Source organism: Cellulosimicrobium funkei (assembly GCF_001019615.1).
GTDB lineage: Bacteria > Actinomycetota > Actinomycetes > Actinomycetales > Cellulomonadaceae > Cellulosimicrobium > Cellulosimicrobium cellulans_E.
In genome coordinates this window covers 137,115-151,024 of the sequence record NZ_JNBQ01000005.1, presented here as the reverse complement: position 1 = coordinate 151,024, position 13,910 = coordinate 137,115, and the positions used below count along the sequence as shown (strand labels likewise).

Sequence of the window (13,910 nt, the reverse complement as noted above, 5' to 3'; positions counted from 1 at the left end):
GCAGCGGCGCCCGTGGTTCGACGGTAGACCTCCGGAGCGTCCGCGTCGATGGGTGGAGCGGCTGAAACGTGGGCCGTCCACAGTCGCTCGTCCGTCCACAATCCCGGTGCCCCGCCCGGCGCCGGATGGCACCATGGCGGCCATGCTCGTGACCCTCGCCGCGACGGCGTCCCCAGGGACGCTCGACGACGCCACCGACCTCGGGTTCCTCCTGCACAAGCACCCGGACCGCGCCCAGGTGTTCGACCTGCCCGTGGGCCGCGCGCACGTGTTCTACCCCGAGGCGACGGCGGAGCGGTGCGAGGTCGCGCTGCTGCTCGAGGTCGACCCGGTGGGGATCGTGCGGAACAAGCGCTTCGGCGGAGGGGACGCCTTCGCGCTCGCGCAGTACGTCAACGACCGCCCGTACGCGGCGTCGTCGATGGTCGCCGTCGCGCTGGGCAAGGTGTTCGCGACGGCGATGGCGGGCCGGTGCGACGCCCGGCCGGACCTCCCCGACGTCGCGCTCCCGCTCGACGTGCACGTCCCGTCGCTGCCCTGCCGGGGAGGCGTCGACCTGGCGCGCCGGCTCTTCGAGCCGCTGGACTGGCACGTGACCGCGACCGCGGAGCCGCTCGACCCGACCGTCCCCGCGTGGGGCGCCTCGCGGTACGTCGACCTGCGCCTGCGCGGCTCGCGCCGGCTCGCCGACGCGCTCGCCCAGCTCTACGTGCTGCTGCCCGTGCTCGACGACGCGAAGCACTACTGGGTCTCGACGGACGAGGTGGACAAGCTCGTGCGCGCGGGCGGGGGCTGGCTCGCCGACCACCCCGAGCGCGAGCAGATCCTGCGCCGCTACCTCGCGCACCAGCGCCGCTACGTCGAGGACGCGACGGCGCGCCTCGCCGCGCTCGACGGCGCCGCGCCCGCGGAGGAGCAGGTCGTGCCCGACGGCGGGGTCTCGCCCGACGGCGCGGCGTCACCCGAGGCGGACGCGCCGGAGCCGCCGCTCGCCCGGCAGCGCGCGGACGCGGTGCTCGGGGTGCTGCACGAGGTCGGCGCGCGGACGGTCGTCGACCTCGGCTGCGGGGAGGGCGCGCTCCTGCGCCGCCTCGCCGCAGACCGGACGTTCACGCGCGTCCTCGGCACCGACGTCTCGGCGCGCGAGCTCGAGCGTGCGGCCGCGCGGCTGCGCCTGCACGACGCGAGCGACGCCGAGCGCGAGCGCGTGCGCTTGCTCCAGTCGTCCCTCACGTACACCGACGACCGGGTCACGGGGTTCGACGCCGCGGTGCTCATGGAGGTCGTCGAGCACGTCGACCCGTCGCGCCTCGACGCCCTGGCGCAGGCGGTGCTGGTGCACGCGCGACCACGCGTCGTCGTCGTCACGACGCCCAACGCGGAGTACAACGTGCACTACCCGAACCTCTTGGACGGGCCGGGCGGGAGCCGGGTGCGGCACTCCGACCACCGGTTCGAGTGGACGCGCGCCGAGCTGCGCGCGTGGGCGGACGCCGCCGCGCGCCGGTACGGGTACGCGGTCGAGCACCGCGACGTCGGTCCGCTCGCGCCGGACGTCGGGGCGCCCACCCAGATGGTGGTCCTCACCCTGGACGGGGCCGCGCCGCTCGGCGGGACGGCCGCGGCAGGGTCCGGCACGCACGACGGAGGGGAGGCGCGATGAGCGAGCACGTGACCGAGCAGGCCACCGAGCCGACGACCGAGCGTGCGACGGCGACGCGCGACCTGCGCGTCCCCGCGTCGAGCCTCGTGGTGCTCGTCGGGGTCTCCGGATCCGGGAAGTCGACGTTCGCGCGCGAGCGCTTCGGCCCGTACGAGACGGTGTCGTCGGACGTGTGCCGCGGCCTCGTGTCGAACGACGAGAACGACCAGGCGGCCACCCAGGCCGCGTTCGAGGTCCTGGAGACCATCGTGTCCAAGCGCCTCGAGGCGAACCTGCTCACCGTCGTCGACGCGACGAACGTGCAGCGCGAGGCCCGCAAGTCCCTCGTCGCCCTCGCGCGCGCCCACGACGTGCTGCCCGTGGCGATCGTCCTCGACGTGCCCGAGAAGGTCGCGGTCGAGCGCAACGCGGCGCGCGCGGACCGCGGGTTCGGCGCGCACGTCGTGACGCGTCAGCGCGCGGCGCTGCGGTCGTCGCTCAAGAGCCTGTCGCGCGAGGGGTTCCGCACCGTGCACGTCCTGCGCGGGGAGGACGAGGTCGCGGCGGCGCGCATCGTGCGCACGCCGCTGCTCACCGACCGCCGCGCCGAGCACGGCCCGTTCGACGCGATCGGCGACGTGCACGGCTGCCTCGACGAGCTCGTGGCGCTCCTCGGCGAGCTCGGGTACGCCGTCGTGCGCGACGACGCAGGCCGGCCCGTCGACGCCGCCCACCCCGAGGGCCGTCGCGCGATCTTCCTCGGCGACCTCGTGGACCGCGGCCCCGACTCGCCGGGCGTGCTGCGGCTCGCGATGGGCATGGTCCGCGCGGGGCACGCCCTCGCGGTGCCGGGCAACCACGAGCACAAGCTCGTGCGCGCGCTCGGCGGACGCGACGTCAAGGTCTCCCACGGCCTCGAGACGACGCTCGCCCAGCTCGCCGAGGAGCCCGAGGAGTTCCGGCGCGAGGTCGCGGAGTTCTGCCGCGACCTCGTGTCCCACCTCGTGCTCGACGACGGCCGCCTCGTCGTCGCGCACGCCGGGCTCAAGGAGTCCTACCAGGGCCGGGCGTCGGGCCGGGTGCGCAGCTTCGCGCTCTACGGCGACACCACGGGCGAGACCGACGAGTTCGGGCTGCCCGTGCGCTACCCGTGGGCGGACGACTACCGCGGCCGCGCCACGGTCCTGTACGGGCACACGCCGACGCCCGAGGCCGAGTGGGTCAACAACACGATGTGCCTCGACACGGGCTGCGTGTTCGGCGGGAAGCTCTCCGCGCTGCGCTACCCGGAGAAGGAGGTCGTGCAGGTGGCGGCCGCGCGCGAGTACTACGCGCCCGCGCGCCCGTTCCTGCCCGACGGGTCGGACGGCTCGGGCTCGCCCGCGCGCGAGCCCGACCTGCTCTCCGTGGCCGACGTGCTCGGGCGCCGCGTCGTCGAGACCTCGACGCACGGGCGCGTGACCGTCGGCGAGGAGCAGGCGGCGGGCGCTCTCGAGGTCATGAGCCGGTTCGCCGTCGACCCGCGCCTGCTGCTGTACCTGCCGCCGACCATGAGCCCGGTCGCGACCTCGATGCTGCCCGGCCTGCTCGAGCACCCCGACGGCGCGTTCGCCGCGTACGCGCGCGACGGCGTCGACCGGGTCGTGTGCGAGGAGAAGCACATGGGCTCGCGCGCGGTCCTGCTCGTCGCGCGCGACTCGGGGCCGGACGGCTCACGCGTCGTCGCCGAGCGGTTCGGCATCGAGGCGCCCGGCGCCGTGCACACGCGCACGGGGCGGTCGTTCCTCGACGAGCCGACGACGGCGCTGCTGCTCGGGCGGGTCGCCGCGGCCCTCGAGGAGGCCGGGACGTGGGACGCGCTCGGCGCCGACTGGGTGCTGCTCGACGCCGAGGTGCTCCCGTGGTCGCTCAAGGCCGACCAGCTCCTGCGCGACCAGTACGCGAGCGTCGGGGCGGCCGCTCGGGCCGTCATGCCGTCCGCGCTCGCGGCCCTGGCCGCCGCGGAGGCGCGGGGAGTGGACGTGGGCGAGCTCCGCCGTCGGACCGCGCGGCGCGCGACCGACGCGGAGCTGTTCGTCGAGTCCTACCGACGCTACCGGTGGGACACGGGGGTCACCGTGGACGGCGAGGACGTCCAGGGCGGGGCCGACCCGCTGCGCGGCGTGCAGGTCGCGCCGTTCCAGGTGCTCGCGAGCGGGACGTCCGTGCGACCGAGGTCTGCGGAGGCAACCGGGACGACGTACGCCGAGCGCGACCACCTGTGGCACCTCGACGTCGCGGACGGCCTCGTCGCCGCCGACCCGGCCCTGTTCCGCACGACGCGGCGCGTCGTCGTCGACCTCGCGGACGACGCGTCGCGCGCGGAGGGGACGGCGTGGTGGGAGGAGCTCACGGCGGCCGGGGGAGAGGGCATGGTGGTCAAGCCGCTGGCCAACCTCGTGCGTCGCCGCGGCGCGGCCGGGAAGGGCGGTGGGCTCGTCCAACCGGGCCTCAAGGTCCGGGGCCGGGAGTACCTGCGCATCATCTACGGCCCCGAGTACACCGATGAGCGCCACCTCGAACGGCTGCGCGAGCGGTCGCTCGGACGCAAGCGCTCGCTCGCGCTGCGCGAGTACGCGCTCGGCCTCGAGGCGCTCGACCGGGTCGCGCGCGGGGAGCCGACGTGGCGCGTCCACGAGCCGGTGTTCGCGGTGCTCGCGCTGGAGTCGGAACCGGTCGACCCGCGGCTCTGACCGCCCGCACCGTCCCCCGTCGCGAGCGGGGTCTCGTCACGCGGCTTAGGTTCGCCTATCCTGAGCCGCGTGATCGCGGACGAGACGTCGAACGGCACCCCGGAGCCGCTGCTCGCGGTACGGGGCGTGAGCGTCCGGTACCACGAGCACGACCCTGCGGGACCCGGCGCGGACCCCGCGCCGCGCGCGGCCGGGCGCCCGACGCCGGACAGCGTCACGTTCGACGTGCGCCCCGGCGAGGCGGTGCTGCTGCTCGGCCCGTCGGGCTGCGGCAAGTCGACCCTCGCGCTCGCGACGAACGGGCTCGTCCCGCACGTCGTCGGGGCGGACCTGGAGGGAGCGGTCCGCGTGCGCGGGCGGTCGACGGCCGAGACGACGCCGCCCGAGCTCTCGCGCGACGTCGCGATGGTCTTCCAGGACCCCGACGCCCAGGTCGTCACGGGCACGCTGCTCGACGAGGTGTGCTTCGGCCCCGAGAACCTGCGCCTCCCGGTGGACGACGTGCTCGCCCGCGCCGAGGACGCGCTGCGCCGCGTCGGCCTGTGGGATCGTCGCGACGACGACCCCGCCGTGCTCTCGGGCGGTGGCCGTCAGCGGCTCGCGATCGCGTGCGCGCTCGCCCTCGGGTCCCCGCTCCTCGTGCTCGACGAGCCGACGGCCAACCTCGACCCGCAGGGCACCGAGGAGGTCTACGCGGTGCTGCGCGACGTCGTGGCGCGCGGCGACCGCGCGGTGCTCCTCGTCGAGCACGACCTCGACGCCGCGGTGTCGCTCGTCGACCGGGTCGTCGTGCTCGACGGCGCCGGGAGGCTCGCGCACGACGGCGCCGTGCGCGACGTGCTGGGCGAGCGGGCCGAGGAGCTCGCGGCGCTGGGCGTCTGGCTCCCCACCGCGACGCTCGCCGCGCTGGCTCTGCGCGCCGCGGGCGTGCACCTCGACCCCGTGCCGCTCACTCCCGACGAGCTCGGGACGGCCCTGGCGACCGTGACGCACCTGCCCGACGCGTCCCCGCGCCGTCGCGAACCCGGACCGGCTGCGCCCGAGCCGGTGCTCGTCGTCGACCGCGTGACGCTGCGGCGCGGCGACCGCCGCGGGCGCGGAGCGACGTCCGTGCTGCGCGACGTGTCGCTCGCGGTCGCGCCCGGCGAGCTCGTCGCCGTCGTCGGCGCCAACGGCGCGGGCAAGACGACGCTCGCGCAGCTCGCCGCGGGCGTGCTGCGGCCGCGCCGCGGGACGTTCGACGGCCGTGTGACCGTCGCGGGCCTCGACCCGACGCGTGCCGACCCGCGCGAGCTCTCCCGGCACGTCGGGTTCGTCTTCCAGAACCCCGAGCACCAGCTCGTCACGTCCCGCGTCGACGACGAGCTCGCGCTCGGACTGCGCGTGCGCGGCGTGCCCGAGGACGAGGTCGCGGCGCGCGTCGAGGACGTGCTGCGCCGGTTCGGTCTCGCCGACCTGCGCGCCCGGCACCCGTTCCTCCTGTCCGGCGGGCAGAAGCGGCGGCTCTCGGTGGGGACCGCGATCGTGTGCCGCCCCGAGGTCCTCGTGCTCGACGAGCCGACGTACGGGCAGGACCGCGAGCGCGCCGCCGAGCTGCTCGACCTGCTCACCGACCTGCACCGCGACGGGACGGCGGTCGTCGTCGTGAGCCACGACATGCAGCTCGTCGCGGAGCACGCGACGCGCGTCGTGGCGCTCGCGGACGGGAGCGTCGTCGCCGACGGCTCCCCGGGCGACGTCCTCGCGGACGAGGACGTGCTGCGCCTCGCCGGCCTGCGCACGCCACCGCTCGCGCGCGCGACCCGGCACCTGGCCGACCCCGCGTGGCGGCGCGTCGCGCGCCTCGCGGACCTGCCGGTCGCCCCCGTCCCCGCGGGGGTCGGGGCATGAGCGCGGGCACGCTCGACGCCCGGCCCCGCCCAGCCCGCGCGACACCGGACGACGCGCGCCTCGGCCGGTTCGCCGGACCGGCGTGGGACCTGCGCACCTACGACCCGCTCGTCACGGCGTTCGGCCCGCTGCCCGTGGTCGTGTGGGTGTTCACGACCCGCGACCTGCTGACGCCCGCGCTCGTCGGGCTCGTTGCGCTCCTCGTCATCCTCGTCATGGTCCGGCCGCCGCGGCGCGTCGTCGCGGTCCTGCTGCTCGGCCTGCCCGCGCTCGTCGCCGTCATGACGGTGTCGTTCGGCGTGCTCACCGACCCGCGCGACGTCGACGGCACGACCCTGCTCGCGACCGTGGGCCCGTTCCACCTGTGGTCCGGCGCGCTGGAGACCGGGCTCGCGACGAGCCTGCGCACGTGCGCGCTCCTGCTGCTCGTGCTCGTCGGCGGGCTGTCGACGACCGGGCAGGACGTCGTCCGCGCCCTGGTCCAGCAGCTCCGCGTGCCGTACCGCGTGGGATACGCGGCGCTCGCCGCGCTGCGGTTCGTCCCGCGGTTCGGGCACGAGCTCGAGGTGATCCGCGCGGCGCACCGCGTGCGCGGCGTCGACCACGGGCGCGGGCCCGTCGCGGCGGGACGGCGCCATCTCGGCTACGCCGTCCCGCTCCTCGCGGGCGGCATCCGCCACGGCGAGCGCGTCTCGCTCGCGATGGAGGCGCGCGGGTTCGGCGCGCACGCGACCCGCACCGAGCGGGTTCTCGTGCCGTTCCGCGTGCGCGACGTCGTCTTCCTCCTCGCGACGTGGGGCGTCGCGGCGGGCATCGCGCTCGTCGTGGTGCCCGCGCTGACCGGCTGACCGCGGCTTGCCGCCCGACCCCTCGCGCCCTGGCTCGACCGCTTCCATCCACCCCGCCCAGACCCTCGACGCCCCGGAGCCCACGATGCCCAGCACCACCCGCCGTCAGTCCCTCACGACGCGCTACCTCATGACGTGCGCGGCCATCGGCGCGGCGACGGGCGTGCTGCTCGTCCCCGCGAACTTCGTCGCCGCGGCGCTGGCCTCGACCGTCCCCGTCCTCTACTCCGCCATGCTCGGCCTGTGGATCGTCGGGCCCGTGCTCGCGCTCGCCCTCGTGCGCCGCCCCGGCGCCGCGGTGCTCACGATGCTCGTCGCGGGCGTCATCAGCTCCGCGTCGCCGCTCGGGGCGTCGTCGATCCTCACGTGCCTCATGGTGGGTGCTGCGCTGGAGGTCGCGTTCCTCGTCACGCTCTACCGCGTGTGGGCGCCGTGGCTGTTCTACGTCGCGACGTTCGTCTTCTCCGCGCTGTACACGTGGTCGGCGTTCGTCGCCTTCGACGCCGCGTCCATGGCGTCGGTCGTGCAGGTGCTCATCGTGGCCCTCATGATGGCGAGCTCGCTCGTGGGGACGTGGGCGGGGCTGCTGCTCGCCCGCCGCCTCGAGCGCGCGGGCGTCGCGCGGGGGCTCGCGCCGACCCGTCGCGTGGCGGCCGCCGACGCCGGGGCCGCGGGCGAGGGTTCGCCCGCGGCGGCCGGTCAGGGCTGAGCGGGGATCCTCAGCCGCCGAGGAACGCGTTCATCGCGAGCACCGAGAACAGCACCGCGCCGGCCACGACGGCCACCGCGACGAGCCAGCCGTTCGCCCGCTCGACGGGCGGGACGGCGGGGCGCGGCGCGGGGCGGACCGCGCGTCGTCGGGCACCCCGGCCACGGCGCGCGGTGAAGCGCAGGCCGCGCGCGGCCGCGCGGGCCGACGGCTGCTCGGAGGACCGGTCGGGGAGGGCCTCGGGGAGCTTCTCGGGGAACGCCGCGTCCCGGGCGGGGGTGGGGGTCGTCACGGTGCGCCTCCGGAGGTCTCCGGCGCCGCTGCCCGACGCCGTGCCGCCAGTCTTCCCGCCGAGCCGCCTCGGGCGCGTCGGCCGTCCGGTGGATCCTGCGGTCCACCGGGGTGCGACCTCCGGATGACGAGCAGCGCCACCCCGTGGCCCGTGCGGGCGACGGCGCCCCGGGAGTCAGCGGGGCGCGTTCTCCTGGTAGCGGGGTCGGCCGCCGCGTGCGGCGCGCTGGAGGTAGCGGACCTCGCGGAGCGCGACGGCCGCGGCGACGAGGAGCGGGAACCAGGCCCAGACGCGCCCACGGAGCACGAGGACGAGGCAGACGAGCGCGACGGCGATCCCGCCGAAGACGGTCGCGACGCTCGCCCAGCGCACGCCCGTGCGCACCTCGTCGGCCCGCTGCCACCAGCGCCGCAGCCGTTCGCCGATGCCGGGCCGCGGGGCCGGGCCCGGGGCGGTGCTCACGGGCGGCCCTCGCGGGCGAGCGCGACGCCCTCGATGCTGCGCACGGCCATGCGCAGCGCGTCGGCGCGCGACACCTCGCCCTCGTCATGCATCGCCCACGCGTTGAAGAGCATCCACCACAGGGTGCGGACGAGCCACGAGACGCTGAGCTGGTCGTCGAACACGCCGTCCGCCTGGCCGCGGCGCAGGAGCTCGCGCACCGGCTCCTCCGCGGCGTCGGACTCCGCCCAGAACTCGGGCTCGCCGCCCGCCAGCTCGTTGAACAGCACCATGTACCAGGGGCCGAGGTCGAAGTACTCGAACGCCAGGCGGCGCAGCGCCGCCGCGGGGCTGCCGTCGTCGAGGCGCGCCGCGGCGATCGCGGCACGCGTGCGCTCGACCGCCTCGGCGCCGATCGCGTCGACGAGGTCGGCGCGCTCGGGGAAGTAGCGGTGGAGCGTCGTGCGCCCGACCTGCGCGGCCTGGGCGACGTCGCCGAGCGACGCGGACTTGTCGGTGCTGAGCACGGTGACCGCGGCGTCGAGGATCGCACGCCGGGTACGGGCGCGGGCGCCGCTCTCCGGCGGCGACCCGTCGCCCGGCTCGCTGGGAGGCGGCGCCGTGGTGGCGTCTCGCGCGCTGGTTCGTGCCGTCACGCGCCCACGATAGCCCTCCTCGCCGTGGTACACCTCTTGCCACTAGTGGAACAGTCATGTTCCACGAGTGGCCAAACCTGCTCCGTTCTCGGAAATCCACCCGCGCGTCAACCACAGTTGACACGAGAGAGGATGTCAACCATGGTTGACGCCATGTCCACGACCGACGCGTCCGACCCGCCGACCACGCCGCCCGCCACGGCAGACGCTCCGAAGGGCCCGTTCCTCCCGCGGCTCAAGGTGCTCTGGGAGTTCGTCCGACCGCACCGCCGCACGCTCCTGCTCGGGCTCGTCCTGGGGCTGGGCACCACGGCCGCGGCGCTCGCGACCCCGATGGTCACCAAGTGGGTCCTCGACACCCTCGGGACGGGGGAGTCGCTGACCCCGGCCGTCCTCACGCTCGTCGGGCTGCTCGTCGTGGGCCTCGTGCTCGGGCTGTGGCAGTGGATCCTGCTCGGCACGCTCGCCGAGCGCGTCGTGCTCGACGCGCGGTCGTCGATGGTCCGCCGCTACTTCCGCGCCCGGATCGGCGCGCTCACCGGCCGCCCGACGGGCGAGCTCGTCACGCGCGTCACCTCCGACACCGTGCTGCTGCGCGAGGCGGCGTCGTCGAGCATCGTCAACCTCGTCAACTTCGCGGTGTCGCTCGTCGGGACGATCATCCTCATGGGCGTGCTCGACATCGTGCTGCTCGGCACGACGCTCGGCGCGATCGTCGTCATCGCGGTGCTCGTCGGCGGGCTCATGCCGCGGATCGCCAAGGCGCAGGAGAAGGCGCAGGAGTCGCTCGGCAGCTTTGGCGGGACGCTCGAGGGCGGCCTCCGCGCGATCCGCACCATCAAGGCCAGCCGCGCCGAGGGCCGCCAGATCGAGCGCGTGCTCGACGACGCGCAGGCCTCCGCGCGGCACAGCGTCCGGGCCGTGCGCACCGAGGCCGTCGCGTGGACCATCGCGGGCGGCGGGATCCAGCTCGCGATCATCGTCATCCTCGCGCTCGGCGCGTGGCGCGTCGACGAAGGGCTGCTCGCCGTGTCGAGCCTCGTCGCGTTCCTCCTCTACGCGTTCCAGATCGTCGAGCCCGTCACCGGGCTGACCATGAACGTCACCCAGCTCCAGGCCGGCATCGCCGCCGCGGGCCGGATCAGCGAGGTCCAGGCGATCGAGCCGGAGGAGGACGACGACGCGGCACAGCCGGTCCGGGCAGGCTCGGCGACGCTCGACCCGGCCCGGTCGGAGACGGGCCGGCCGGCGGAGGCGGGTGCGGCGTCGGGCACCGACGGGACCGCGGCCGGGACGCCGCGACTCTCCCTGCGCGGCGTCACGGCGCGCTACCTGCCGGGCGGCGAGCCCGTGGTCCGCGACCTCGACCTCGACGTGCCCCACCGCGGGCAGGTCGCGATCGTCGGGCCGTCCGGAGCGGGCAAGACCACGACGTTCTCGCTGCTCCTGCGGTTCCTCCTGCCCGAGTCGGGGCAGATCCTGCTCGACGGCGTGCCGTACGACGACCTCACGTTCGACGACGTCCGGCGCCGGTTCGCCTACGTCGAGCAGGAGACGCCCGTCGTCCCGGGGACGATCCGCGAGAACCTGCACCTCTCCGACCCGGGTGCGACCGACGAGGCCATGTGGGCGGCGCTCGCGAAGGTCCGGCTCGAGGCCAAGGTGCGCTCGCTCGCCGACGGGCTCGACACGTCGCTCGTCGGTACCACCGTCTCGGGCGGCGAGAGGCAGCGCGTCGCTCTTGCGCGTGCCGTCCTGCACGCGCCCGACGTCCTGCTCCTCGACGAGGCGACGGCCCAGGTCGACGGGCTCACCGAGGCAGCCGTGCACGCCGTCATCGAGGACCTCGCGCGCGACCGCGCGGTCGTGACCATCGCGCACCGGCTGTCCACCGTGATCGACGCCGACCTCATCCTCGTCATGGAGGACGGCCGCGTCCGCGCCCGCGGCACGCACGCCGAGCTCCTCGCGACCGACGAGCTCTACCGCGAGCTCGTCGCCGCCCTGCGCATCGCGACCGAGGAGGCCGCCACGTCGAGGTAGTGGGCGCGATGAGTTCGGGACCCGCGTCCGGTCGGAGGTGGCGACAGGAGTGACGACGGCGGTCGCGGCTCGCGCCGGCCGCGGAGGGTGAGGGTGGCATGGGGAACGTGACGTGCGACGTGGCGGTGTCGGTGGACGGGTTCTCGTCCCGGCCCGACCAGACGCTGGAGCACCCGTTCGGCGAGGGCGTGGACCTGCACCGGTGGATGACCGAGACGGCCGACGAGAACGCCGCCGAGATGGAGGCGATCGTCGCCGCGGGGGCGTTCGTCATGGGGAGGAACATGTTCACGCCCGGGCGAGGGGAGTGGGACCTCGGCTGGCGCGGCTGGTGGGGACCCGAGCCGCCGTACCACGGGCCCGTGTTCGTCCTCACGCACCACCCGCGCGAGCCGCTCGTCATGGAGGGCGGGACGACGTTCTTCTTCGTCACCGACGGCATCGAGTCCGCCGTCGCGCAGGCGCGGGAGGCGGCAGGCGACCGGGACGTCTCCATCGCGGGCGGCGCCGCGACCATCAACCAGGCGCTCGCGGCGGGTCTGCTCGACGAGCTCCGGCTGCACGTCGTGCCGCAGGCCCTCGGTCACGGGGACCGCGTGCTCGACGGCGTCCCGCCCCTCGCGTTCGAGACGGTCGCCGTGCGCGCGGCGTCGCTCGTCACGCACGTGACGTACCGGGTGCTGGGGCCGCTCGGCTGACGGGTCGGTCGCGGGCGGGGCGTCAGCCGAGCACGGCGAGAAGGAGCGGCGCCGCGACGACGAGCACGACGACGGCCCCGACGACGAGGACCCGGCGCCACGGCGCGGTGTCCTGCGACGCGCGGCGCGCGCGGGTGCGGTCGGTCCACTCCGCGCCGTCGTAGAAGCGCTCGCTGCCCGATCCCGGCGCGTCCGCGTACCATCCCGCCGCTGCCTTGCGCACGTCGCCTCCTCGCGTCGCGTCCCGTGAGCCCCTTCGTACGGAACATGTGTCACGGGACCCTCACCTCTTACACGCAGCGGGGCGCTCGCAGGTTCCCTCTGCACGATCGGAGGTCCCGCGACCGATACGTCGAGCCGCCGGCACACTGTGCGCGTGGAGGACGGTCATGAGGCGCGGCACAGCCGTGGATACGACCCCGTGGCGACCTGGGGCCTCGTCGTCAGCCTCGTGCTGGGCGCGGTCGCGGCGGCGCTGTCGGTGGCCGGCTACCTGGTCGACCTGCCGATGTGGCTCGTCGGAGTCTCTCTGGGCGCTGCTGTCCTGGGCGGGCTCGCGGCGGCGGTCTTCGCAGCCCGGCAGGCCCGGCTCGAGCACCGGTCCGCCGGGCGCATCCTCTGGGAGACGGCGACCGCACCTGTCCGCTTCGTGTTCGACGTCCTCTTCTAGGCCCTACAGCCCATCGACCTGCGTGGCACCCTCCGTGGCGATCTGCTCGAAGACGCGCTGGTCGGCGGCGAACTGCGTTCCCGGGATGGGCCAGTGGACGACGATCTCCGTGACGCCGACCTCCGCGTAGCCGCGCGCCGTCTCGACGAACGCGTCGACCGACTCCAGCGCGGGGTCGGGCGTGAAGCCGGTGAGCAGGATCCGCTCGACCGATCCGGGGTCCCGCCCGGCGTCGGCGCACGCCCCCTCGAGCCGCTCGACCTGGTCGCGGACCGCCGCCCGCGACTCCGCCGGGGTCGCGTCGTCGCCGAGGCGCCCGTCGCCCGTCGTCACCCACGCCTGGCCGTAGCGCGCGGCGAGCCGCAGCCCACGCGGACCCGTCGCGGCGATCGCGAACGGCACGCGCGGGGACTGGACCGGGCCCGGAATGGTCCGCGCCTCGTGCGCGCGGTAGTGGCCCTCGTCGTGCGTCACCGCGGGCTCGGTGAGCAGCCGGTCCAGCAGGACCGTGAAGTCGCGCAGCCGGTCGGCGCGCTCCCGCGCGGACCACGCCTCGCCGCCGAGGACCGTCGCGTCGAAACCCGTCGTCCCCGCCCCGAGGCCGACGGTGACCCGTCCGCCGGACAGGTCGTCGAGCGTCATGACGTCCTTCGCGAACGTCACGGGCTCGCGGAAGTTCGGCGACGACACGAGCGTGCCCAGCCGCACGCGCTCCGTCACGCCCGCCGCGGCGGCGAGCGTCGGGACGGCGCCGAACCACGGCCCGTCACGGAACGTGCGCCACGACAGGTGGTCGTACGTGTAGGCGGCATGGAACCCGAGGTCGTCGGCGGCCCGCCACACGTCCCGGCCCTCGCGCCACGGGTAGATCGGCAGGATCACGGTGCTCACGCGCATGGTCGCCAGCCTAGGGTGGGGGAGTGATCCAGCACACCGTCGCCTTCCGCCTCGTCCACCCCTCCGGCAGCGCCGAGGAGGCCGAGTTCCTCGGCACCGCGCGTCGCACGCTCACCGCGATCCCGGGGGTGCGGGACTTCACGGTCTCGCGCCAGGTGAGCGCCAAGAGCCCGCTGACGTTCCAGTTCTCCATGGTATTCGACGACGACGCCGCGTACGCCGCGTACGACGCCCACCCGGACCACCGCGGCTTCGTCGCCGACCGCTGGGTCCCCGAGGTCGCGGAGTTCCAGGAGCTCGACCTCGTCTCCTTGACGGACTGACGGCACCACCTCGGCATCCCCGCCGAAGTAGAACGTCCGGTCTCGAGGTAGGGCACGCGGGTTTCTACC

14 protein-coding genes are annotated in these 13,910 nt (G+C 75.4%); 9 read left to right on the top strand and 5 right to left on the bottom strand.

The genetic code is table 11. From position 1 onward, the window contains the following. Nucleotides 1-142 precede the first annotated feature (142 nt). From FB00_RS07790 to FB00_RS07770, 5 genes are all read left to right on the top strand, one after another. A complete protein-coding gene (locus tag FB00_RS07790; protein ID WP_047232379.1) occupies nt 143-1,663 on the top strand; it encodes a 3' terminal RNA ribose 2'-O-methyltransferase Hen1 in 1,521 nt (506 codons plus the stop codon). Then, nucleotides 1,660-4,374: a polynucleotide kinase-phosphatase gene (locus FB00_RS07785; RefSeq protein WP_082141108.1), complete on the top strand. Its 2,715-nt coding sequence runs from the start codon at nt 1,660-1,662 to the stop codon at nt 4,372-4,374. The genes FB00_RS07790 and FB00_RS07785 overlap by 4 nt, the downstream gene beginning before the upstream one ends. Before the next feature lie 69 nt (nt 4,375-4,443). After that, complete coding sequence (locus FB00_RS07780) at nt 4,444-6,264, top strand: ABC transporter ATP-binding protein (protein WP_231581768.1); 1,821 nt, start codon at nt 4,444-4,446, stop codon at nt 6,262-6,264. Next, nucleotides 6,261-7,112 (top strand): energy-coupling factor transporter transmembrane component T, encoded by an 852-nt coding sequence (locus FB00_RS07775; RefSeq protein ID WP_082141120.1) that lies wholly within the window; start codon nt 6,261-6,263, stop codon nt 7,110-7,112. The genes FB00_RS07780 and FB00_RS07775 overlap by 4 nt, the downstream gene beginning before the upstream one ends. An 85-nt stretch (nt 7,113-7,197) precedes the next feature. After that, on the top strand, nt 7,198-7,821 hold the full coding sequence (locus FB00_RS07770) for an ECF transporter S component (protein ID WP_047232312.1): 624 nt from the start codon (nt 7,198-7,200) through the stop codon (nt 7,819-7,821). Between the two features lie 10 nt (nt 7,822-7,831). Here the strand turns inward: FB00_RS07770 and FB00_RS07765 are convergent, their stop codons facing one another. The 3 genes from FB00_RS07765 to FB00_RS07755 all read right to left on the bottom strand — a co-directional run bounded on the left by FB00_RS07765 (nt 7,832) and on the right by FB00_RS07755 (nt 9,210). Further along, nucleotides 7,832-8,113, bottom strand: coding sequence for a hypothetical protein (locus FB00_RS07765; protein WP_047232311.1), 282 nt, complete (start codon nt 8,111-8,113; stop codon nt 7,832-7,834). Nucleotides 8,114-8,287: 174 nt separating this feature from the next. Continuing rightward, the gene (locus FB00_RS07760; protein WP_231581767.1) at nt 8,288-8,575 is read right to left on the bottom strand and encodes a hypothetical protein; all 288 of its coding nucleotides are present in this window, start codon (nt 8,573-8,575) and stop codon (nt 8,288-8,290) included. Next, a complete protein-coding gene (locus FB00_RS07755) occupies nt 8,572-9,210 on the bottom strand; it encodes a TetR/AcrR family transcriptional regulator (RefSeq protein WP_052877531.1) in 639 nt (212 codons plus the stop codon). The genes FB00_RS07760 and FB00_RS07755 overlap by 4 nt, the downstream gene beginning before the upstream one ends. Nucleotides 9,211-9,351: 141 nt before the next feature. On the opposite strand from FB00_RS07755, the gene FB00_RS07750 reads away from it, so the two are divergent. Both FB00_RS07750 and FB00_RS07745 read left to right on the top strand, forming a co-directional pair. Beyond that, nucleotides 9,352-11,253, top strand: coding sequence for an ABC transporter ATP-binding protein (locus FB00_RS07750; protein WP_231581766.1), 1,902 nt, complete (start codon nt 9,352-9,354; stop codon nt 11,251-11,253). A 98-nt stretch (nt 11,254-11,351) separates the two neighbouring features. Continuing rightward, nucleotides 11,352-11,951 (top strand): dihydrofolate reductase family protein, encoded by a 600-nt coding sequence (locus FB00_RS07745; protein ID WP_047232310.1) that lies wholly within the window; start codon nt 11,352-11,354, stop codon nt 11,949-11,951. 22 nt (nt 11,952-11,973) lie between these two features. On the opposite strand, the gene FB00_RS07740 is transcribed toward FB00_RS07745, so the two are convergent. Further along, the gene (locus FB00_RS07740; RefSeq protein ID WP_047232309.1) at nt 11,974-12,174 is read right to left on the bottom strand and encodes a DUF2510 domain-containing protein; all 201 of its coding nucleotides are present in this window, start codon (nt 12,172-12,174) and stop codon (nt 11,974-11,976) included. Nucleotides 12,175-12,327: 153 nt separating this feature from the next. On the opposite strand from FB00_RS07740, the gene FB00_RS07735 reads away from it, so the two are divergent. Continuing rightward, a complete protein-coding gene (locus FB00_RS07735) occupies nt 12,328-12,621 on the top strand; it encodes a hypothetical protein (protein ID WP_156186333.1) in 294 nt (97 codons plus the stop codon). Nucleotides 12,622-12,624: 3 nt separating this feature from the next. Here FB00_RS07735 and FB00_RS07730 read toward each other — a convergent pair whose 3' ends face one another. Then, entirely contained in the window at nt 12,625-13,518 is an 894-nt protein-coding gene (locus tag FB00_RS07730) for an LLM class flavin-dependent oxidoreductase (protein WP_047232307.1), read from the bottom strand. Nucleotides 13,519-13,541: 23 nt separating this feature from the next. Here FB00_RS07730 and FB00_RS07725 point away from each other — a divergent pair, with 23 nt between their 5' ends. After that, nucleotides 13,542-13,841 (top strand): Dabb family protein, encoded by a 300-nt coding sequence (locus FB00_RS07725; protein ID WP_047232306.1) that lies wholly within the window; start codon nt 13,542-13,544, stop codon nt 13,839-13,841. Nucleotides 13,842-13,910 lie beyond the last annotated feature (69 nt).

Bases quoted from the DNA above. Each gene is read 5' to 3' on its own strand.
- FB00_RS07730 (WP_047232307.1), bottom strand. From the start codon at position 13,518: ATGCGCGTGAGCACCGTGATCCTGCCGATCTACCCGTGGCGCGAGGGC.
- FB00_RS07775 (WP_082141120.1), top strand. From the start codon at position 6,261: ATGAGCGCGGGCACGCTCGACGCCCGGCCCCGCCCAGCCCGCGCGACA.
- FB00_RS07785 (WP_082141108.1), top strand. From the start codon at position 1,660: ATGAGCGAGCACGTGACCGAGCAGGCCACCGAGCCGACGACCGAGCGT.
- FB00_RS07770 (WP_047232312.1), top strand. From the start codon at position 7,198: ATGCCCAGCACCACCCGCCGTCAGTCCCTCACGACGCGCTACCTCATG.
- FB00_RS07790 (WP_047232379.1), top strand. From the start codon at position 143: ATGCTCGTGACCCTCGCCGCGACGGCGTCCCCAGGGACGCTCGACGAC.
- FB00_RS07745 (WP_047232310.1), top strand. From the start codon at position 11,352: ATGGGGAACGTGACGTGCGACGTGGCGGTGTCGGTGGACGGGTTCTCG.
- FB00_RS07750 (WP_231581766.1), top strand. From the start codon at position 9,352: ATGGTTGACGCCATGTCCACGACCGACGCGTCCGACCCGCCGACCACG.